This is a genomic window from Solidesulfovibrio sp. DCME, from assembly GCF_049995385.1.
In the GTDB taxonomy this organism is placed as follows: Bacteria; Desulfobacterota; Desulfovibrionia; order Desulfovibrionales; family Desulfovibrionaceae; genus Solidesulfovibrio.
In genome coordinates this window covers 5,085,545-5,105,125 of record NZ_CP188261.1, presented here as the reverse complement: position 1 = coordinate 5,105,125, position 19,581 = coordinate 5,085,545, and the positions used below count along the sequence as shown (strand labels likewise).

Below are 19,581 nucleotides of genomic sequence, written 5' to 3'. Positions count from 1 at the left end.
CTATTCCTTGAACCGGTAGCCCACGCCCCGGACGGTTTCGATCATGCGGGCGCAGTGGCCGAGTTTTTGCCGCAGCCGGCGGATATGGGTGTCCACGGTGCGGGCATAGCCCTCGAATTCGTAGCCCCAGACGGAATTGAGCAGCCGGTCGCGGGTCAGCACCCGGCCGGTGCTCTGGAACAGCTCGGCCAAAAGCCGAAATTCCGTGGCCGTCAGCGCCACTTCCTGGCCGTCCAGGGAGACGCGGTGGGCGCCGAGGTCCACGGACAGGCCGTCGCGGGACAGCACCTGGCGTTTTTCCTGTTCCGGGGCGTGGCGTTTGAGCACCGCGCGCAGGCGCAGGATGAGCTCGCGCGGGGAGAAGGGCTTGACCACGTAATCGTCGGCCCCGAGCTCCAGGCCGACGATGCGGTCGACCTCCTCGCCCCGGGCTGTCAGCATGATGACCGGCACGGCGGCGGTTTTGGGGTCGCGCTTGAGTTCCTTGCAGACCTCGAACCCGTCGAGCCCGGGCAGCATCAGGTCCAGGATGATGCCGGCCGGCGTGGCCCGGCGGGCCTTGGCCAGGGCGTCGTAACCGTCTTTTGCCGTTTCGGTGGCGAAACCGGCGCTTTGCAGATTGAAGGCGAGCAGTTCGACGATATCGTCGTCGTCCTCCACTATCAGGATGGAATCCTTGGACATGCGACCACCTCGAAAGTTTCGGCCACCGAAAGAACATGGCGGCTTGACGCAGAAGTGAATGGCCCGTGACGATTGTGTGACACTGTTCGTTCGCCGGGGCAAGGGCGCCGCTGCCGGCGTTGCGGTCGCGCCACCGGTTTGACGCGGCCTGGGAAAGGGCCTAGGAAAAAGCTAACCGGGAAAAAGCCTGGAGGACGCGGGAGGATCGGCAAAGGATGGCGAAATGGTTACGCGTGGCCGCGATCCTGGCCCTGGTGTTTGGCGGGGCCGTGGCGCGGCCCTGCCCGGCCGCCGAACCCGGGGTGATCCGCCTGGGCATGACCGCCGGCTTCACCGGCCCCACCCGGGCCATGGCCGTGGAACTCTACCGCGGGGCCATGGCCATGATCGATCGCCTCAACCGCGAGGGCGGCATAAGCGGGCACAAGCTCGAACTGCTGGCCGCCGACGACGGCTACGAGCCCGATCCGGCCATCGACAACAGCGTGCGCTTTCTGGACGGCGACCATGTGCTGGCCCTGTTTTCCGCCCTGGGCACGCCCACGGTCAGCCGGATGCTGCCGGTGCTGCGCCTGCACGCCGCCAGGGAGGCGCGCCTGTTCTTCCCGGTCACGGGGCTGGCGGCCTCGCGCCTGCCCCCCTATGTCGACTATGTCTACAACCTGCGGGCCTCCTACCGCCAGGAGATCGAAGCCCTGGTCACGGCCTTTTTCCAGCGCGGCCTGACGCGCCTGGCCATCTGCCACCAGGCCGACGCCTTCGGCCGCAGCGGCTGGGACGGGGCCGGGCGCGCCCTGGCCCGGCGGGGGCGGGCACTGTGCGGCGAGGCCACGTTTTCCCGGCTGGCCACGGCCAACGAGGACATGACCGCCCAGGCCCGCATCCTGGCCGGCTGCCGCCCCGACGCCGTGCTGCTGGTCGGGCCGGCTCCGGCCTGCGCGGCGCTCGTGCGCGACATCCGCCGGGAGGGGCTGACCATGCCCCTCGGCCTGGTGTCCTTTTCCGGCGGCGAGATCGTGCTGCGCGAGCTGGCCGAGCAGGGGCGCCGCACCGGAATCAACCTCGAGGACGGGCTGGTTTTTTCCCAGGTCATCCCGTCCTGGCGCGACGACGGCCTGCCCGCCGCCCGCGACTACCGCCGCGACCTGGAGGCCCTGGGCCAGCGCCTGCCGCCCCCCGGCGGCTGGATCGGCAACCATGCCCGGGGCAGCGCCGTGGGTTTCGAAGGCTACTGCAACGCCCGCCTGCTCGCCGCGGTGCTGCGGGCCATGCCCGATCCCCTGGACCGGCGGGAACTCGACGCGGCCGCCACGTCCCTGACCGGCGTGGATATCGGCCTGGGCCTGCCGCTGCGCCTGGACGACCCCGACCATCAGGCCCTTCACCGCGTCTATTTGTCCACGGCCGCCGGCGGCGAGCTCGTCGCCCTGGAAACCGTGTCCGCGGACAGCGGGGACTGACCGGCCATGTCCCGGATTTTCCGCAAGACCCTGGTGGCCGTGGTGGTGGTCTTCGGCGTGGCGGCCAATGCCACGGCCCTGCTGTCGGCCTGGCTCTTCCACCAGCACCTGACCGGCGAATACGTCACCACGGGCCGGGCCATCGCCATGGCCATCGCCGCCGGCAGCCCCGACGCCCTGGCCTCGGGCGACGCCGCCGCGGTCCAGGCCATGATCGACGAGTTCCTGCGTATCGAGGGCGTGGGCTATATTTTCGTGACGAACCGGCGGGGCGAGGTCGTGGCCCACACCTTCGTGCCGGCCATGCCAGCCTCCCTGGGCGTTTCCCCGCCGACCGGCCCGGCCCGGGGCGGGGTGGCCCACATGGAGCTGCCGGGCCTTGGCGACTATGTCCAGGTGACGGCCCCGATCCTGGCCGGCCAGGCCGGCAGCGTGTCCGTGGGCATGGACAAGGCCGGTATCTGGGTCGCCATGCGCGGCGCGGTCATGAGCCAGGAAGCCCTCATGCTGGCCGTGCTGGCCGTGGCCGTGGTGGTCTTTTACGCCTTGATCAGCGGCATCTCCCGGCCGCTGGTGGAACTGGCCGGCTATGCCGTCAAGATCCGCGACCACGACTTTTCGGCCAAGCCCCCCAGGACCGGGGACGACGAAGTGGGCGTGCTGGCCCGGGCCATGGAGACCATGGCCGCCCAGCTGTCGCTGCTGGTGTCGGACCTGACCAGGGCCGTGGCCGACACCACCCGGGAACTGCAAAGCTCCCTGGCCCACACCCGGGCCATCATCGACAACCTGGCCGACGGCCTGCTGGTCCTTGACGCCGACGGCCTGGTCACCCTGCACAACCCGGCCCTTCTGGCCATGTTCGACCGCGCCCCCGAAGGGCTGGTCGGCCATGCGGCCACGGCGAGCTTCCCGGCCGTGCTGACGGACCTGGCCACGACCGCCCGCCGGGAGGGGCAGGCGGCCGCCGAAGTGCGGCTGGCCGGCGGCGGCACGGGCAAGGCCGTGGCCACGGCCGTGCGCCTGGCCGGGGAGGACCGCGAGGTGGCCATCCTCCTCGTGCGCGACATCACGGCCGAAAAGGAGGTGGACCGGATGAAGACCGAGTTCATCTCCACGGTGTCCCACGAACTGCGCACGCCCCTGACCTCGGTCCTGGGGTTTGCCAAGATCATCCGCCGCAAGTTCGCCGACGGCGTGGCCCCGGCCCTGGCCGAGGCCGAGCCCCGGACCTGGCGCGCCGCCCAGCAGATCCGCGACAACCTCGACATCATCGTGGCCGAGGGGCAGCGCCTGACCGAACTGGTGGACGATGTCCTGGACATCGCCAAAATGGAGTCCGGGCGCTACGAGTGGGAGATGGCCGCCCTGTCCCTGGCCGAGGCGGCCGAGCATGCCGTCAAGGCGGCCCTGCCCCTGGCCACCCGCAAGGGGCTTACGCTTTCCTGCGCCATGCCGCCCAGCCTGCCCAAGGTCCTGGGCGACCGGGACCGGCTGGTCCAGGTTTTCGTCAACCTCATCGGCAATGCCGTGAAATTCACCGAGGCCGGGTCGATCGCGGTCGCGGCCGAGGCCGTGGGGCCGGAGATCCTGGTCAGCGTGCGCGACAGCGGCTGCGGCATCGCCGCGGACGATCTGGAGCGCGTGTTCGAGAAATTCAAGCAGGCCGGCGACACCTTGACCGAAAAACCCAAGGGCACGGGCCTGGGGCTGCCCATCTGCCGCCAGATTATCGAGCGACACGGCGGGCGCATCTGGGCCGAGAGCGAGCCCGGCCGGGGCAGTGCCTTCCTGTTCACGCTGCCCGTGCTGGTTGGCGACGCGCGTGTGGCCGCCTGTCCCCTGCCGGCGGCGCCGATGCGGGCCGGGCAGGCGGGAAACGGGATCCGGCGGGTGCTCGTGGTCGACGACGACGCCAGCGTGCGCCGCTATCTGGTGACGTTGCTCGGGGAGGCCGGCTATGTCACGGCCGAGGCGGGCAATGGCTTGGAGGCCCTGGCCTTGGCCGTTTCCTGGCAGCCGGACTGCATCACCATGGATCTGCGCATGCCCGGCATGGACGGCAAGGAGGCCATACGGCGGTTGCGGTTGGACGCGGCCACCCGAGGCATCCCCATCGTGGTGGTGTCGGTGGCTTCGCGCCGGGAAGGCGAGGCCAGCGGCGCCGACGCCGCCGTGGCCAAGCCCGTGGACCAGGAGGCCTTCCTGGCCACGGTGCGCGGGCTGCTCGAGGGCCACGACGCCGTGGCGCCCAGGCCCTGCCTGATCTATGCCCGCAACGGGGCGCGCCAGCTGGCCCGGCGCTATTTCCTCTGCCCGGGGGAGGCGACGGCCCTGAGCGAGGAGGCCGATCTGTGGCGGGCCGTGGAAGGCGGCTTTCAGGGCACGGTCTTCGTGCCGGCCGCCCTTGGCCACGACCTCGACCTCGACCGGCTGTGCGCCTATCCGGGCCTGCACGTCATCATCATTCCGGACTGACGCCGCCGCCCGACCATCGGCCGACGCCAAAAGGAGACGCGGCCCCGGAGACGAGGTCGTCTCCGGGGCCGCGTGCATGTTGGGTTCGCGTACGGGCGCCCGGCGCGGGCGCTGCGGTGGTTGCGGTCGGCGGCGGTTGCCCCAGGCGTGACCGCCGTTTCCGGGGTGCCGGCCGTTGCCCGCCGTGGGCGTCCGCCCTCGCCGGTTACAGGAGTTCCTTGGCCAGGGCGGCGATTTCCTCGCGGATGACCGTGGCCGCGACCTTGGGCACGGTTTTTTCCAGGGAGGCGGACAACTCCTGGCGCAGGCTGGCCAGGGCCGTGTCCAGCTCCTGCCGGTCGGGTTTGGCGGCCAGGGCCGCGAGGGCCTCGGCGTCGGGCAATTCGGCCGCCAGGGCGGCGCGGATCCGGTCGGCCAGGGCGTCGGGGTCGAGGCGGTCCGATTCCAGGGCCTCGATGCGACCGGAAAGCACCTCGCCCAGGGCCTGGGTTTCCTCCCGGGCGGCGGTGCGCGCCTCCTCGGCCAGGCCGGTCAGGCGCTCGGCGAGGGTGGCGGCCATGTCCTCGGCCTGGGCCTGGCGCAGTTCGCCGCGCAGTTCGGCCAGGCGTTCGTCGAGGCTGGCCGCGATATCCCCGGCCAGGGTCTCGCGCAGTTCGCGGCGCAATTCGCCCAGACGCTCGTCGAGGCTGCCGGCGATGTCCCGGGAAAGCGTCTCGCGCAGGGTTTCCAGGCCGTCGCTGAGGCTCGTCTGGGTGGCGAACTCGCCGGGCTGGGGCAGGTCGCGGCGCAGTTCGGCCAGTCGCGTCTCCACGGTGCTGGCGAAATCCTTGAAAGCGGCCTCGCGCTCGGTGCCCTGGGCTTCCAGGCGGGACAGGGCCTGGCCGAGGGCGACCAATTCGTCGACTGGAGCGGGCGCAGCGGCGTTGGCCAGGCCTTCGGCCAGGGCCTCGAAGCGCTTGTCCAGGGTCTGGGCCAGGTCGGCCAGCAGGCGGGTGCGGTCCCGCACGGCGCGGGTGTCGAGTTCGGCCATGATCTCGGCCCGAAGGCCGGCGACGTCCGGCGCGGGCGGCAGCCCGGACAGGACGGCCTCCAGCCGCTCGGACAAGGCGTCCTCCAGCCGGGCCGAAAGGGCGGCGGCCAGGCTGTCGCCGTCCGTGGCCGTCTGGGATTCGAGCCGGTCGAGCAGGGTGGCCGTGGTCGTTTCCAGGGCTTCCAGGCGGGCGCCCAGGGCGTCCAGGCGGGCCTTGGCCGTGGGCTCCTCGATTTCGGGCGCCGGCGGCGGGCCTTTGGCCGCGTCGATGAGGTTGTCCAGGGCGCCGAGGTCGATGGCTCCCACGTGCACGGCCGGTTCGGGCGCCGTCGGGGCGGCCGTGGCGGCCATGGTCACGGCGGCCAGGGTCGCGGCCCCGACGGCGGCCGCGGCCACGACCGGCCCGGCCGGGGCGTCGAGGGAGCCGGCGGCGTCGAGGGCGTCGGCTGCCACGGGCGGCTGCGCCGGGGGCGTCAGGGCGTCGATGGCGGAAAGTTCCGTGATGTCCGGGGCCTCGTCGGGGAGCTCGAGCATGTCGGCCAGGGCTTTGTCGGCCTTGGCCATGTCCGGTTCCAGGGCGCCCAGATCCATGTCCGTCAGATCCATGGCCTCGTTTTCCGGCTCGGCCGGCACGGCCGGGGCCGGCTCGGGGCTGGCGGCGAAAAGGTCGGCCAGGGCGTCGTCCTCGGAAACCGGCGGGGCGGGTTTGGGCGCTTCGTCGCGTCCTAGCCCGTCCAGGTCGGGAAAGGCTTCGTCGTCGGCCTCGGCCGTGGGCGTTTCGGGCTCCAGGTCGCCGAGGCCCAGATTGGCCAGGTCCATGTCCATGGCGGCTTCGGGCTTGGCCGCGGCCTCCTCGTCGAGGCCCAGGCCGGCCAAATCCACGATGTCGTCGTCGGCGGCGGTCGGCTCTGCTTTGGCCATGGTCGGGGTGTCGTCGTCGAGGCCCAATCCGGCCAGGTCGATGAGGTCGTCGTCGGCGGGCTGCTGCGACTTGGCCGGGGCCGGGGCGTCGTCGTCGAAACCGAGCCCGGCCAGGTCGATGAGGTCGTCGTCGTCACTGCCGGGGGTGGCGGCGGCGGGCGGCGCGGCGGCTTTGGCTGCCTCCGGCGCGGCGTCGCCGAAAAGGTCCTCGAGCTCCTGCTCGAAGCTCATGTCCACGGGACCGTCATCGCCGGACGTGGCGGCATCCGAGCCCTCTTCGACGAGGTCGGTCAGGTCGATGATGTCGTCGTCGGCGTCGGGAAGGGATTTTTTGTCGGTCGCCATGGGGTACCTCGGCCACGCGTGGCGTAAAAAAGGGGGGAGCGAGGCCGGGGGATAGGCCCGGCCTCGCCGTGCGGCTTAGCTCTTCTTCGGATGGCACTCGGGGCACTTGGTCGGGCCCTTGGCTTCCTTCTTGTGGCAGCCGATGCAGCTCTTCTCGCTCTTCATGTCGTGGTAGGCCTTGTAGAACGACTTTTCGCTGGTCTTGTCCTTGGGGTCGGTGCTGTCATGGCAGCCGGCCGAGGCGCACTTCTGGGTGGCTTCGCCCTTGTGGTGACAGACCTTGCAGTCGATCTTGGCATGCCCCTTGTGGGAGAAGGCCACTTCCGCCTGGGTCGCGGTCATGCCGGCCGGAACCTTGATCGTCAGGTCCGCCGGGGCTTCCACGGCCTGCAGCATGGGCAGGCCCACGAAGCCCACCAACGCCGCGCACGCGAGTACCGTAAACAACGCCTTTCTCATCCCTCACACCTCCTTCCAAGAATAGTTGATCACAGTGGTGTGTACGGCCTGGCCGGAGGGCCTGTCAAGGAGCCCCGTCCGAAAAAACGGAAAGATTGCAGCCCCAAACAGTCGGGAATCATTCCGCAAGCGTGTATTTTGCGGCATAGCCGCGCGGCGTGAGCATGGACCGGCCCACCAGGCGCGTGGAGGCGTTGCCGACCACGACCAGGGTGAGCATGTCGGCAAAGGCCGCCTCGGCCTGGGCCAGGGGCGTCACCCGGAGTTCCTGGCCCGGGCGGAAGGCGTTCTTGACCATGCCGACAGGCGTGTCCGGGTGGCGGTGCCGGCCGGCCAGCTCCAGGGCCTCGGCCAGATGGCCCTCCCGGCGGCGCGACCGGGGATTGTAGAGGACCAGCACGAAATCGGCGGCCAGGGCCGCTTCCAGGCGGCGGCGGATGGCCTCCATGGGGGTGAGCAGGTCGGACAGGCTGACCACGGCGAAATCGTGGGTCAGCGGCGCGCCCAGAAGCGCCGCCGCGGCGCACACGGCCGGAATGCCCGGCACGACCGCGAATTCCGGGCGGGCGGCGGCGTCCATGGCTTCGTAGAGCTCCAGGGCCAGGCCGGCCATGCCGTAGACGCCGGCGTCGCCGCTGGAGACCAGGGCCACCCGCCGGCCCGACGCGGCCGCCGCCAGGGCCGCCCGGCAACGGGCCACCTCGCCGGTCATGCCCGTGGCCGTGACGGCCTTGCCGGCCCGAAGCGCCGGGGGCACGAGGTCCACGTAGGCGGTGTAGCCGACGATTTCCTCGGCTTCGGCCAGGGCGGTGGCGGCCATGGGCGCAAGCAGCGCGGCGTCGCCCGGCCCCAGGCCCACCACGGTCAGGCGGCCAGGCACAGGGCCACTGTGGAAAACCCGGTCCGCGTTTTCGCCACGAGCAGTTTCCCGCCCGCCGAGGCCAGTATCGCCGCCGCTTCGCATACGCTGCCCACTCCCATGTGCTTTTCCACCGTGGCCGAGGGATGGGGCGCCGCCACCGTGGCCAGCGCCTCGGCCGTAAAAAACCGCAGTTGCGCCCCGAGCGCCTGGGCCGCCTCGATGAGCCCCGGTTCGTGGCGCTTGGCCTCGATGCTGGCCACCAGGCCGATGCTCGCCCGGGCTAGGCCGTGCTCCCGGCAGGCGTGGCCGACCAGGCCCAGGATGTCCGCCGCCGGCGCGCCCCGCCGGCAGCCGATGCCGGCGACCAGCACCCGGGGGCGCAGGTACAGCCGGTCCGGGGCAGCCGGGCCAAGGCGCCAGTCCACGACGACCAGGGGCATGTCCGGCTCGGGGGGACGCGGCGCGGCCACCCACTGGAAAAACCGGGCCGCCTCGGGATCGGCCGGGCAAAATTGGCCCAGAGGGTCGAACACGGCCACCGGGCCGCCGCCGGCCAGGGCGGCGTTGACCCGCCGTGTGGCCGCGAAATCGTCCACGGCCAGGCCCAGGTCCCGGGCCAGCAGTTCGATGGCCGGCGCGCCGGCGGCGTCCGTGGCCGTGGTGACCACCGGGACCGCGCCGATGACGGCCGCCAGCTCCCTGGCCAGGTCGTTGGCCCCGCCCAGGTGGCCGGACAGGAGGCTTACGGCGAAACGCCCGGTGTCGTCCAGGCAGACCACGGCCGGATCGCGGGTTTTGTCCCGCAGGTGCGGGGCGATGGCCCGCACGGCGATGCCGCAGGCGCACACGAACACATGGGCCGGCCTGTCGGCGAAGGTCTCGGCCACAAGCGCCGACAGGCCATCGAAGGGCACGGCGGCGCCGCAGGCGGCCAGGCGGGCCGGGGCGAACAGGTCGGCGCCCAGGTGGTCGGCCAGGCGCCGGCCGAGGGCCAGGCCTTTTTCAGTGACGGCATACACGGCGGGTTTGGGCTGCGGCATGGGAGGGCGAGCCTACGCGTTTTTCGCCCGGGCCTAAAGAACCATCTGCCCGGTGCCGATAAGAGCGGCGGACAAGGTAAAAACCGTTTGGAGATGGTCATGCTCGACGCGGTGGAAACGGGAAACTTCGGTGTGGTGGGGCTGTACGCGGCCCAGCCTGTGACCGTGCCCGATCCGCCGCCCGCGCCCCGGGTCGTTGACGCGTCCAATGCCCCGGCCGTGGCTGTCCCTTCCGCCCAGGCGGCGGACGTCGGCAACCCGCCAGTGGCAGCGGCCGAGTCGGACCAGGCAGGCGCGGAAACCGGAGGCCGGCGCTACGCCGACGAAGGCCAGGCCGGGGCGAGACAGGCGGCCGTGGCGGCGAGTTTCGCCGCGGGCACGGCTGCCCCGGCCGGTTCCGGCGGCGAAACGGCGTCGGCTTTCGCGGGCAACGCGCCCGCAGCGTCCACGGGCCGGGCGCTGCGGGCGTATGCCCGGTCCGGCGGCCTGTCCGGGGCCGCCGCCTCGGGCGCCATGCTGTCCTCCCGCGTCTGAGGCCGTGCCCTCGCCGTCCGGGGAAGCCCGAGGCGGCCAACGGCCACGGCATCCTTCCGCCTCCCTTCCATTCCATAAAGACGCTGCCCGTTGCCGGCCGCCGGGACGTTTGTTCCGGGGCTCGCGGCTGGGCATGCCCGCCCTGATCGGGAGATGTGCGGAGAGGCCGACAGTTCGCGCGGCCTGCCCCTTGGCCCGGGCGCCCGGGCCGGCGGAGGCTTCTCCCGGGGCCATTCGTGCAGCCCCCCGTATTTTCGAGGGAGGCAACGCGAGGCTGGGGCCGCCGGGCGGGCGGCGGCTCAGCCGGCGGCGGCGCCGGAGGCCGGCGGGGGGGTGTCCGGGGCGGCGGCCCGGGACAGGCGGGGGCGGGGGAAGGAGACGGTGACCGTGGTGCCGGCGGCCTCGGAAGTGGTCATGGCGATGGAGGCACCATGCGTCTCGGCGATGAGTTTGGCGCCGTAGGCGCCGAGGCCGGTGCCGTCCTTCTTGCCGGCCGTGGCGTATTTCTCGAAGAAATGGCCGCGAATCTTCTCGGGCACGGCCCCGGCGTTGGCGACGGCCACGTCCAGGGTGCGGCCGTCGGTCAGGGTCACGGTCACCCGAGCCCCTTCGGGCGAGGCCTCCAGGGCGTTTTTCACCAGGTTCGACAGCATGGTGTAGAGCAGCATCTCCTCGCCGCGCACCTCGAAGACGTCCTCGGGGGCGCGCGGCCGGCCCCGCACCACGACCGAAAGCGTCAGCCGGCAGGCCTCGAGCATGCCGTGGAGCTCGCCGGCGATGTTGTCCAGGATGGGCAGCAGGTCCACCTTGGCCGGGGTCAGTTCGTAGGCGCCGCGCTCCATGCGGAACAGGTCCAGGGACTGGTTGATCATGTTGAGCATGCGGTAGCCGGCGTGCTGCATGAGGCTGAGCATATCGGACTGGCGCTCGGTCAGGTTGCCGTCGCGGCGCAGCAGCTGGGGCAGGGTGAGCACGGCGGTCAGCGGCGACTTGAGGTCGTGGCGGGTCATGCGCTCCACATCCTCGCGCAGGCGTTCGGCCTTTTTGCGGTCCGTGATGTCGACGATGGTGTAGCCCAGGATGTCGGCGAAATGGGAGGCGAACTCCGAGCCCTTTTCGGAGGTGTAGCGGTCGGGGTTGGAATCGAAGAAGCTCAGGATGCCGATGAGGCGCTGGGGGCCGAACTTGTCGCGCAGCGGCGAGATGAAGCACGAGCCCAAAAGCAGCACCTTGCGCTCGGCGCAAAAGCCCGGGCCGAAGAAAAAGGCCGGATCGGGCACGGCCCGGATGGCGCACATGCAGGGTTTGCCCTTGGCCGCCTCGGGCGAGAGCGCGGCCAGGGCCCGGCGCATGTCGGCCAGCGGCACCAGGCGGGCGCCGGGCGGGTTGAAGGGGCCGAATTCGGCGGCGTCGAGGGAAAGGCTCACGGCGCGCAGCCCGAAGAGGTCCTGGATGCGGTCGAGAATGGCCGGCAGGTCCTCGTGGCCGCGCATGAGTTCCACCACGCGGATGGCCTTGCGGAACTTCTCGAAGGCCGTGAGGCTCCCCTCGAAGCGGTCCACCACGGTCTTGAGCTTGGCCTGCAAATCCAGGGACTGCTTACGGGTGCGCTCGGACTCCTTGCGGCAGTCGAGGAGCTCTTCCCGGGCCAACGCGGCGGCGTTGGCCCGCATCTTGGTGGCTCGGCGCAACTCAGCCAAAAGTTTCTTGAACTGGTAGCTGTTGTGGTCGGCAAAGGCCTCTTCGAGCTTTTGCAGGCGTTCCTGGATGTCCGGGAAATCGAAATGATCGGTCATGGGTCGCCGTCAACGCCGGTCCGAAGGGAAAAGCAGGGAACAATGCACGGCAGGCTCCAGGGGTTTCGCGGATCGTGGACGTTTGTCCCCGCCCCCGTCAAAAGCGCATGATACGGCAACCGGGCACGGGGCGCAACGGCCCCGGGGCCTGCCGCCCCACAGGCTTTTGACATTCCCGACCGGCGCGGGTACAAGCTCGGGCGTTACGGTCGCCGAGCGCCGTCCCGGGCCAGGCGCGCCGCGCAGGACAGACGTTTCGATCCTGCAAGGGGAATCCTGCCGCATGCCAACAACCTTCCGCGCTTTGTTTCTGGTCGTCGTGGCCGTGGCCGCCCTGGTGTTCGCACCACTGGCCGGCGACGGCCTGGCCCTGGCCAGGAAAGCCGAGCCGGCCGCCAAATCCGCCACCAAGACCCAAAAGCCCAAGGGGCAGGCCAAATCGGTCAAAAAGGCCGCCGCCACCGAGGCGCCCAAAAAGGCCCGCAAGGGCAAAAAGGCCGCCGCGGCCGCTGCCGCCGCCGAGGAAAACGAAGAGGGCGACATCGGCGTGTGCGCCGTGCCGACGCTCACCGTCAAATCGGCCATGCTCTGGAACATGACCACCGGCGAACTGCTCTACGAGCAGAATCCCGACGTCCAGATCCCGCCGGCCTCCCTGACCAAGGTCCTCACCCTCTACATCATCTTCGATGCCATCCGCCAGGGCAAGCTGCGCCCCTGGGACGTGGTGGACGTTTCCGAGCGGGCCGCCACCCAAGGCGGGTCCAACATGCGCCTGCACCGGGGCGAATCGGTCAAGGTCACGGACCTGATCAAGGGCATCGCCGTGGCCTCGGCCAACGACGCCTGCATGGCCATGGCCGACTACCTGGAAAACGGCAATGTGGACGCGTTCGTGGCCCTCATGAACGACACGGCCAAGCGCCTGGGCATGGCCAATTCGGTCTTTTTCAACCCCAACGGCCTGCCGGCCGACGGCCAGCTGACCACGGCCCGCGACATGCTGCGCCTGGCCGCCGCCTACCTGGAGCAGTTCCCCAAGGCGCTGACCATCCACTCCATGCAGTTTTTCACCCACAACAACCGCCAGCGCCACAACGCCAACTCCCTGCTCGGTCGCTACGAGGGCGTGGACGGGCTCAAGACCGGGTTCGTCTGCGCCTCGGGCTACAACATCATCGCCACGGCCAAGCGCGGCGACACCCGGCTTATCGCCGTGGTCCTCGGCTCGCGCAACCCCCGGGTGCGCGAGCGCGAAACGGCCAAGCTCCTGGACAAGGGCTTCAAGATCGTGACCGCCCAGAAGGCCGGCCAGAAGCCGCCGGTCCTGGCCAGCTCGCCCGAGGCCCCGGTATCCCAGACGCGCCAATAGCCGATCCGGTTGCGGTTTGCCGAAAAGGGGCGCCGCTACGTTCCCTTTAGGCGTTCCCTTTAGGCGTTGCCTGGGCGAGCCTTGTGGCGGAACACGGAGGCGCGCATGGACGTGGCGGACGTCACTCCCGAACAGTTGCCGGCCCTGGCCGGCCTCATGCAGTCCCTGTCCGGGCTGGCCACCGATAGGGAGCGGCTTCGCGCCACGTACCGCGCCATGGCCGCAAGCCCCGATTACCACCTGCTCGGCGCCACCGTGGATGGCGTCCTGGCCGGGGCCGTGCTTGGTGTGGTGTGCCTCGACGTCGTGGGGGAGTGCCGGCCGTTCATGGTGGTCGAGAATGTGGTGGTGGCCGGACCGTACCGCCGACGGGGCGTGGGCAGGGAGCTTTTGGCCGAACTGGAACGCCGAGCCCGGCAGCGGGACTGCCTGTACCTGATGCTTGTCTCCGGCCCCGGCCGGGACGAGGGCCGGGCCTTTTATGCCGCCCTGGGCTATTTCGAATCCCGGGGATTCAAGAAACGGTTGTAAGGCTGGTTAGGGGCTCGCGGACGGGGGCGCCTGCGGCGCAGCGGACGGGATGAAGGCTTCGGAAAGGGCTTGCTCGAACTGGCCGGCCGTGAAGAGGTCGCGCAGCACCAGCGGCGCCTTGGCCCCGTCGCCGGCCGGGAAAAAGCCCACCACCGGGATGGACTGGCTGCCCAGGGCCTTGAGCAGGGCCATGGCCGGCGGGGTTTGCCGGGTGAGGTCCACGCGCATGAACACGGCCTTGCCCCGGGCCGCCCACTGGGCCACCCGGGACGGGGTGAGCACCGTGCGTTCCAGCAGCTTGCAGGTCGGGCACCAGTCGGCCGTGAAATCCACCACCAGGTTGTCCTTGCCGAAGTGGCGGGCGAAGGCCTCCGGCGTGTAGGCGATCCAGTCGGCCTCGGCCTGGGGGGCGTAGGCCAGGGCGAAGGCCAGGCCGCCGGCGGTGACGGCCAGGGCGGCCAGGGCCATGCCGGTGCGGTGGGCCAGGCTGTGGGCCAGGTGGGCGCCGTGGCCGAACAGATAGGCCCCCACGGCGGCGGCCCACAGGGCGACCAGAGCCGGCAGCAGGCGCTGCGGCGGCAAAAGCGCCAGGAAATAGAGGCAGGTGGCCGCGAGGATAAAGGCCATGGCCTTTTCGAGCCCCTGCATCCAGGCCCCGGGCCGGGGCATGAGCCGCACGAGCCTAGGCCAGGCGGCCAGCATGCCGTAGGGCGCGGCCATGCCCAGGCCGATGGCCGAAAAGACCGTCATGACCACGGGCAACGGCTGGAGCAGCGTCCAGGCCAGCACCCCGCCGAGAAAGGGGCCGCTGCACGGCGTGGCCAGAAGCGTGGTCAGGGTGCCGGTCAAAAAGGCGCCTCGCCGGGTATGGCCCCGGCCGCCCGAGGAGATCTTGAGGTCGACCACCGGCAGGTGGAACACGCCGAAAAGGCTCAGGCACAGCAGAAAAAGCACCACCGTGACCACGATGGCCAGGGCCGGCGACTGGAACATCTCGCCCCAGGCCAGGCCGAGCCCGCCGAGCAGGAGGCTCAGCACCAGGAAATAAAAAACGATCCCCAGGGCGAAAAAGAGGTTGTGCTCGCGCAGGATGCGCCGGCGCTCGGCCTTGCCCTCCTCGCCGCTGATGGCCAGAAGCCCCGACAGCTTGAGGCTGACCACGGGCAGGACACAAGGCATGAAGTTGAGGACCAGCCCGGCCAGAAAGGCCAACGAGGCGGCCTTGACCAGCCCCGAAACCTCCAGGGCCGGCGTGAAGGAGCGCGGGGCCAGCCCGTTGAGAAGGGCGGCGGCTTCGGCCGGGGCGGCGTCCTCGCCGCGGGGCGCCTTGAGGTCGTGACGGGAGGCCAGGGGATGGGCCGGCTCGGGGCACACCGCCGCCGGCATGGCCAGGGCGGCGCTGCGCAGGGCCGAGAAAAGCGGCCACCAGGGCGCGTTTTCCGCCAGCGGCAGCGTGACGGGATCGACGCTGCCGGCCAGGGGGATGTTCACTTCGAGGCTCGACGGCCAGCAGCTCGTGGGCGAACAGGAAAAGACCTTCAGCCGGCCGGTCAGGGTCCCGGCGGTCAGCATGGTGTCGGAGAGCGGCACGAAAATGGGGGTCTTGCCCTCGTAGACGAGCACGGTTTTTTCCGGCTCCAGCGGGTCCGGCGTGGGCGTACCCGGCGGAAACAGGGCCACGGCCTGGGCGTCGCCGGCGCTGAGCTGGGCCTGGGCGGACTGGCCCGACTCGGCCGGCCCCACGGCGTAGGCATGCCAGTCCGGCGCCGAGACGAGCGTCAGCACGGCCAGGACGCGGCCCGAAGGGTCGCCGGCCGGCAGGCGGAACAGGGCGGTTTCGAGGCTGGCTGGCGCGGCGTCCTCGGCCGCCTGGGCCGGCGGTTGGGCCGTGGCGGCCAGCACCCCGGGCGCGGGGCCGGCGATGGCCCCGAGCAGCCAGGCCAGGGCCGCGAGCAGCGCCAGACGGGAGCGCATCTTGCAGGTGTGCCCCCGGGCGGCAAAAATCGCCCGCCCGAGCAATGGCCCGGCAAAGGGGGAGGGGAGGGAAACTGCGATGGCCATGGCGACGATCAAAAGCCGCGGCACGCCGTGGCGCGGCCCCGGCCGATGCGGGGCGACGCGTCGGGCGTGGGGATCACTCGAAACAGAACTCCAGGGTGAAATCCCCGTGCTCGGTGGAAAAGGGGATGGCCACCACCGGTCCGGAGGTGATGTGGCTGACGGTGTGGTTGTCGCCGAAGATGACGGTGGGCGTGGACGAGGACAGGTTGAGGCCGAGTTGGCTGAGCCCCGCCCTGGCCTGGCCGGAAATCATGTTGGTGATTTCGCCCACGGCGTCCTTGGCGTCCTGGATGATGTCGGCGATGTCGTCGCCGAGCATGTTTTTGACCACGGCGATGGCGCATTTTTTGGAAAAGCTGATGGAGATGCTGCCGTTGCGGTCGCCGGTGAGGCCCACCACGGCCGAGACGTCGCCGGCTGCCGCGCCGGCCTTTTTGACGTAGGGCTTGCCCGGCTTGGGATCGAGTTGGGCCATCATGGTGAGCACGTGCTTGGTGGCGTCGACGAACGGCTTGGCGACTTCGGCGTCGGTGGGTTTCATGGGCTCCCTCGGAATGCTCGCAAGCGCAAGGCCGGCGAGGCGACATAATGTCGTATCGACATCGGTCCTACATCAAAACCAAGCCGCCTGTCACTAACCACGCCAGGGGGACGAAAGGCCGGGGGCGGCAGGAAATACGCCTTGCCTTGACCAGGGCGATCCAGTAGGAATGGTAAGGACCTTTGCTGGTCTTATTGGAATAATTCGCCATACCACGTCGTTGCGTGTTCCTGATACGGACGGTCGGAGCGCGTTGGCGGTTACCCGAGGAGCGCGGGCGTCACACCATGCACAGGCAAACGCAAGGACAGGCCGGCTTTGGGGCCAAAACTGCCTCCGGTGTCACGGACTGGCAGGCCCTGGAGATCCAGCTGAACCGGACCCGCTCCATCCTGCAGGAGATCCTCGTCCATCTCCAGGAAGTCCTGCGCAATCTCAAGATGGCCCGCACCGGCGGCCGGGCCTCTGCCACGGCCGGCGCCGAAGCCGGGGCCAACCGTTTTTCGGGCCACGACGGCTGGCGCCGCCCGGGCCCCTCCCAGCGTCCCCATGCCGGCCGGCCCCAGCCGAACCAGTCAGGCGCCCAGGCCGGTGGCCAGGGCGCGGCCGGCAAGGCCGGGGCCGCCGGGGGCGGTACGGTGGGCGGCCCCGGCGCCGCCTCGTCGGAGCGCACCCGCACCTGGGGCCGGCCCGGCTACGAATCCCGCGCCACGGCCGGGGCCGGCGCCTCCTCCCGCACGGCGACCGGAGCCGGCGCGTCCTCCCGGACCACGGCCGGCGCCGGGGCGTCTTCCCGCACCACGGCCGGGGCGGGCGCATCCTTTCGGACGGCGGCCGGGGCGGGCACGTCTTACCACGGTACGGCCGGCGCCGGGGCGTCCTCCCGATCCGCGACCGGGTCCGAACGGCCCTTTGCCGAGGAGGCTCGGGGCTTTGCCGGTTCCCAGGAAAAAGCCCGCCCGGGCGCGGGCTGGTCGTATACCGCCGGGGCGTCGCGCCCGGGCGCGGGCCAGACTTTTCGCGAGCGCACCGGGACAGCAAGCGCCCATGGCGGCGCGGCCGGCTCGGGCAGCGACCGGCGCGAGGCCGGTCGGCGGGCGGCGGCGGGCGCTGCCGCCGGTGCCTCCGCCCGGGGCGACGCCAGCCGGGACAACGCGGGCTTTAGCATGGACGAGGGCCGCCAGAGCCGGGCCAGGGAGGTGGCGCGCCGGGGCGGCATGAACCTCAAGTGCGCCTACGACATCCTGTGCCTGGACTACCCCTGCTCCGTGGACGAGATCAAGGTCGCCTACCGCCACATGGCCCGCCGCTTCCATCCCGACCTCGGCGGCGACGAGGAGGCCATGAAGGACGTCAACGTGGCCTACGAAATGGCCATGCGCTTTTCCGCCGGCCCCCGCCGCGCCAGCGCCGCCTGGGCTGTTTAGGGCCTTCCTTCCCCCGCCTTGACGCCGCCCCGGCGGCATGTACTCCTGGGGTTGCAGGTGTCCCCAACCTGCAACAGGAGCGTTTTTTCATGTCCGCCGTTGCCTTCACCGAGGCCTTGGCCAAGGAGTACCGGGAAACGTTCGATCGGGCCGTGGTGCGGCCCGGGCGCCTGGCCGAGGTCCGGCGCGTGGCCGCGCGCATCGCCGCCGCGCCGGCCATGGCCCGTTACGCGGCCGTGTCCACCACCACGGGCGTGCCGGCCCAGGTGGTCGGCATCCTGCACAGCCTGGAATGCGGCCTGGATTTCACCAGGCACCTGCACAACGGCGATCCGCTTTCGGCCCGCACGGTCCGGGTGCCGGCCGGCCGGCCGGTTTCGGGCGACCCGCCCTTTGCCTGGGAGGCCAGCGCCAGCGACGCCTTGCGGCTCAAAAAGCTGCACCAGTGGACGGACTGGTCCGTGCCCGGCATCGCCTATGTCCTGGAGCGCTACAACGGCTTCGGCTACCGCAACTACCACCCGGAAACGGCCAGCCCCTACCTGTGGAGCGCCACCACGGCCTACACGGCCGGCAAGTACGTGGCCGACGGCGCCTGGTCGGCCACGGCCGTCAGCAAGCAGTGCGGCGGCATGGCCGTGCTGCGCGTCCTGGCCGACGCGGGGTGGCTGCCCGGGGCCGTCAGCCGGCAGAATGGCGGCATGACCGAGCCGCACGTAATGGCCGGCACGGGGGGGCTGGACGGGGCGCCGGCCGGGGCCGTGCCCGAGGCCTGATCGCCACACCGCGCCGGGGGATGGGGCCGGCGAGGGCATGCCTCGCCGGCTTGGGCCGCGGCCCGGGCCTAGGGCGCCGTGGCCGGCTGGCAGGGGGCGGGCGGCGGCAGGACATGGGTTTCGAGGTTCGTGCCGCCGTCGGCCACCCGGGTGATGCACAGGGATTTGACCGGGTTGCCGTCGTCGACGAAATCGAAGGTGCCGGTGACGCCGTCGTGGGGCGGCAGGGCCATGAGCGCCTCGGTCAGGGCCTTTGGCGCGGTGGAGCCGGCCCGGGAAACGGCGGCCAGGACCACGTCCACGGCGTCCTGGGTCAGCGCCCCGATTTCCGTGGGCGGCCGTTTGCGGGCCGCCCGGAAGGCCGCGACATAGGCCCGAGAGCGCTCCCCGGGCGCGCCCTCGCGCCAGTGGGCCACGAAATAGGCGCCGTTGAAGGCGGCCAGGCGGGCGACTTCGCGGCCGTCCCAGGTGTCGCCGCCGAGGAGCGTGCCGGTGAACCCCTGCTTGCGCGCGGCCAGGGCCAGCAGCACCGCTTCCTTGGTGGCGTTGGGCAAAAACAGGGCTTGCGGCTTGGCGGCCAGGGCCTTTTCCAGAAGCCCGGCGAAGTCGCGGTCCCGGTCGGCGTAGGTGAAAAGCCGGGCCTGGCCGCCGCAGGCAATAAACGCCTCGATGAAGGCTTTCGACAGGGAGGCGCTGGACAGGCTGTCGCCGTTGGCGATGACGGTCACGCGGGAAAGGCGCAGCTCCTGGCGGGCCAGCCGGCCGAGGACCAGCCCCTGGAAGGCGTCGGTGAAGGCGATGCGGAAGATGTGGGGCCGGCCGGCCGTGACCACGGCCGCCGTGGCCGATGGGGCGACCAGCGGCACGCCGGCGGCATCGGCGGCCAGGGCGGCGGCGTTGGCCAGGCCGCTGGGGTAGGGGCCGATGACGGCCGAAACTTTTTTGTGCGCAACCAAATCGCGCACGGCCCGGGCGGCCTCGGCCGGGGAATCCTTGTCGTCGGCGGGAAAAAGCGTCACCCGGCAGGGCTTGCCGTCGATGGCCGGAAGGCCGGCGGCCTGGGCGGCCTCCACGGCGAAGCGGGCCGCCTCCAGGGCGTCGCGGCCGGTGCGGAAGCCTTCGCCGCTGAAGGTAGCCACCAGGCCCAGGCACAGTTCCGGGCCGTTTTGCCGGGCCAGGGCCGGTTGCGGCCGGCCGGGCCAAGCCAGGGCCAGGGCCAGGAGCGCGATCAGGACGGCGGCAAGTCGAAACCGGCTGGGCATGA

General features: G+C 71.0%; 16 protein-coding genes. 7 read left to right on the top strand and 9 right to left on the bottom strand.

The features are described 5' to 3' along the window. Complete coding sequence (locus tag ACP59X_RS22555; RefSeq protein WP_428562877.1) at nucleotides 1-684, bottom strand: response regulator; 684 nt, start codon at nucleotides 682-684, stop codon at nucleotides 1-3. A 215-nt stretch (nucleotides 685-899) separates the two neighbouring features. On the opposite strand from ACP59X_RS22555, the gene ACP59X_RS22550 reads away from it, so the two are divergent. Together ACP59X_RS22550 and ACP59X_RS22545 are read left to right on the top strand one after the other, a co-directional pair. Further along, nucleotides 900-2,144 carry an ABC transporter substrate-binding protein gene (locus ACP59X_RS22550; RefSeq protein ID WP_428562875.1) on the top strand — a complete coding sequence of 415 codons (1,245 nt, stop codon included), beginning with the start codon at nucleotides 900-902 and terminating at the stop codon, nucleotides 2,142-2,144. Between the two features lie 6 nt (nucleotides 2,145-2,150). Continuing rightward, entirely contained in the window at nucleotides 2,151-4,622 is a 2,472-nt protein-coding gene (locus ACP59X_RS22545; protein WP_428562873.1) for an ATP-binding protein, read from the top strand. A gap of 205 nt (nucleotides 4,623-4,827) precedes the next feature. On the opposite strand, the gene ACP59X_RS22540 is transcribed toward ACP59X_RS22545, so the two are convergent. The 4 genes from ACP59X_RS22540 to ACP59X_RS22525 form a co-directional block, all read right to left on the bottom strand. Continuing rightward, the gene (locus tag ACP59X_RS22540) at nucleotides 4,828-6,918 is read right to left on the bottom strand and encodes a coiled-coil domain-containing protein (RefSeq protein ID WP_428562871.1); all 2,091 of its coding nucleotides are present in this window, start codon (nucleotides 6,916-6,918) and stop codon (nucleotides 4,828-4,830) included. 75 nt (nucleotides 6,919-6,993) lie between these two features. Continuing rightward, complete coding sequence (locus ACP59X_RS22535; protein WP_428562869.1) at nucleotides 6,994-7,377, bottom strand: cytochrome c3 family protein; 384 nt, start codon at nucleotides 7,375-7,377, stop codon at nucleotides 6,994-6,996. A 118-nt stretch (nucleotides 7,378-7,495) separates the two neighbouring features. Further along, a complete protein-coding gene (gene cobJ / locus ACP59X_RS22530) occupies nucleotides 7,496-8,341 on the bottom strand; it encodes a precorrin-3B C(17)-methyltransferase (RefSeq protein ID WP_428562867.1) in 846 nt (281 codons plus the stop codon). Next, the gene (locus ACP59X_RS22525) at nucleotides 8,242-9,279 is read right to left on the bottom strand and encodes a cobalt-precorrin 5A hydrolase (protein WP_428562865.1); all 1,038 of its coding nucleotides are present in this window, start codon (nucleotides 9,277-9,279) and stop codon (nucleotides 8,242-8,244) included. Before ACP59X_RS22525 ends, cobJ begins: the two co-directional genes overlap by 100 nt. 99 nt (nucleotides 9,280-9,378) lie before the next feature. Here ACP59X_RS22525 and ACP59X_RS22520 point away from each other — a divergent pair, with 99 nt between their 5' ends. Beyond that, on the top strand, nucleotides 9,379-9,813 hold the full coding sequence (locus ACP59X_RS22520) for a hypothetical protein (protein ID WP_428562863.1): 435 nt from the start codon (nucleotides 9,379-9,381) through the stop codon (nucleotides 9,811-9,813). Nucleotides 9,814-10,112: 299 nt separating this feature from the next. Here the strand turns inward: ACP59X_RS22520 and ACP59X_RS22515 are convergent, their stop codons facing one another. Then, on the bottom strand, nucleotides 10,113-11,609 hold the full coding sequence (locus tag ACP59X_RS22515) for a sensor histidine kinase (protein ID WP_428562861.1): 1,497 nt from the start codon (nucleotides 11,607-11,609) through the stop codon (nucleotides 10,113-10,115). 283 nt (nucleotides 11,610-11,892) lie between these two features. Here ACP59X_RS22515 and ACP59X_RS22510 point away from each other — a divergent pair, with 283 nt between their 5' ends. Then, nucleotides 11,893-12,981, top strand: coding sequence for a D-alanyl-D-alanine carboxypeptidase family protein (locus tag ACP59X_RS22510; RefSeq protein ID WP_428562859.1), 1,089 nt, complete (start codon nucleotides 11,893-11,895; stop codon nucleotides 12,979-12,981). Nucleotides 12,982-13,086: 105 nt separating this feature from the next. Then, complete coding sequence (locus tag ACP59X_RS22505; protein ID WP_428562857.1) at nucleotides 13,087-13,512, top strand: GNAT family N-acetyltransferase; 426 nt, start codon at nucleotides 13,087-13,089, stop codon at nucleotides 13,510-13,512. A 6-nt stretch (nucleotides 13,513-13,518) separates the two neighbouring features. On the opposite strand, the gene ACP59X_RS22500 is transcribed toward ACP59X_RS22505, so the two are convergent. After that, complete coding sequence (locus ACP59X_RS22500) at nucleotides 13,519-15,573, bottom strand: protein-disulfide reductase DsbD family protein (protein ID WP_428562855.1); 2,055 nt, start codon at nucleotides 15,571-15,573, stop codon at nucleotides 13,519-13,521. A gap of 73 nt (nucleotides 15,574-15,646) precedes the next feature. Then, nucleotides 15,647-16,114 (bottom strand): chemotaxis protein CheX, encoded by a 468-nt coding sequence (locus ACP59X_RS22495; RefSeq protein ID WP_428562853.1) that lies wholly within the window; start codon nucleotides 16,112-16,114, stop codon nucleotides 15,647-15,649. A gap of 287 nt (nucleotides 16,115-16,401) precedes the next feature. On the opposite strand from ACP59X_RS22495, the gene ACP59X_RS22490 reads away from it, so the two are divergent. Together ACP59X_RS22490 and ACP59X_RS22485 are read left to right on the top strand one after the other, a co-directional pair. Next, complete coding sequence (locus ACP59X_RS22490) at nucleotides 16,402-17,541, top strand: J domain-containing protein (RefSeq protein WP_428562851.1); 1,140 nt, start codon at nucleotides 16,402-16,404, stop codon at nucleotides 17,539-17,541. Nucleotides 17,542-17,630: 89 nt separating this feature from the next. Next, on the top strand, nucleotides 17,631-18,317 hold the full coding sequence (locus ACP59X_RS22485; RefSeq protein ID WP_428562849.1) for a peptidoglycan-binding protein: 687 nt from the start codon (nucleotides 17,631-17,633) through the stop codon (nucleotides 18,315-18,317). A gap of 68 nt (nucleotides 18,318-18,385) precedes the next feature. Here ACP59X_RS22485 and ACP59X_RS22480 read toward each other — a convergent pair whose 3' ends face one another. Then, complete coding sequence (locus tag ACP59X_RS22480; protein WP_428562847.1) at nucleotides 18,386-19,579, bottom strand: ABC transporter substrate-binding protein; 1,194 nt, start codon at nucleotides 19,577-19,579, stop codon at nucleotides 18,386-18,388. Nucleotides 19,580-19,581: the final 2 nt, after the last annotated feature.

Excerpts from the sequence above, each read along its gene's own strand:
- ACP59X_RS22555 (WP_428562877.1), bottom strand. The coding sequence starts at position 684 with ATGTCCAAGGATTCCATCCTGATAGTGGAGGACGACGACGATATCGTC.
- ACP59X_RS22550 (WP_428562875.1), top strand. The coding sequence starts at position 900 with ATGGCGAAATGGTTACGCGTGGCCGCGATCCTGGCCCTGGTGTTTGGC.
- ACP59X_RS22545 (WP_428562873.1), top strand. The coding sequence starts at position 2,151 with ATGTCCCGGATTTTCCGCAAGACCCTGGTGGCCGTGGTGGTGGTCTTC.
- ACP59X_RS22540 (WP_428562871.1), bottom strand. The coding sequence starts at position 6,918 with ATGGCGACCGACAAAAAATCCCTTCCCGACGCCGACGACGACATCATC.
- ACP59X_RS22535 (WP_428562869.1), bottom strand. The coding sequence starts at position 7,377 with ATGAGAAAGGCGTTGTTTACGGTACTCGCGTGCGCGGCGTTGGTGGGC.
- cobJ (WP_428562867.1), bottom strand. The coding sequence starts at position 8,341 with ATGCGAAGCGGCGGCGATACTGGCCTCGGCGGGCGGGAAACTGCTCGT.
- ACP59X_RS22525 (WP_428562865.1), bottom strand. The coding sequence starts at position 9,279 with ATGCCGCAGCCCAAACCCGCCGTGTATGCCGTCACTGAAAAAGGCCTG.
- ACP59X_RS22520 (WP_428562863.1), top strand. The coding sequence starts at position 9,379 with ATGCTCGACGCGGTGGAAACGGGAAACTTCGGTGTGGTGGGGCTGTAC.
- ACP59X_RS22515 (WP_428562861.1), bottom strand. The coding sequence starts at position 11,609 with ATGACCGATCATTTCGATTTCCCGGACATCCAGGAACGCCTGCAAAAG.
- ACP59X_RS22510 (WP_428562859.1), top strand. The coding sequence starts at position 11,893 with ATGCCAACAACCTTCCGCGCTTTGTTTCTGGTCGTCGTGGCCGTGGCC.
- ACP59X_RS22505 (WP_428562857.1), top strand. The coding sequence starts at position 13,087 with ATGGACGTGGCGGACGTCACTCCCGAACAGTTGCCGGCCCTGGCCGGC.
- ACP59X_RS22500 (WP_428562855.1), bottom strand. The coding sequence starts at position 15,573 with ATGGCCATCGCAGTTTCCCTCCCCTCCCCCTTTGCCGGGCCATTGCTC.
- ACP59X_RS22495 (WP_428562853.1), bottom strand. The coding sequence starts at position 16,114 with ATGAAACCCACCGACGCCGAAGTCGCCAAGCCGTTCGTCGACGCCACC.
- ACP59X_RS22490 (WP_428562851.1), top strand. The coding sequence starts at position 16,402 with ATGCACAGGCAAACGCAAGGACAGGCCGGCTTTGGGGCCAAAACTGCC.
- ACP59X_RS22485 (WP_428562849.1), top strand. The coding sequence starts at position 17,631 with ATGTCCGCCGTTGCCTTCACCGAGGCCTTGGCCAAGGAGTACCGGGAA.
- ACP59X_RS22480 (WP_428562847.1), bottom strand. The coding sequence starts at position 19,579 with ATGCCCAGCCGGTTTCGACTTGCCGCCGTCCTGATCGCGCTCCTGGCC.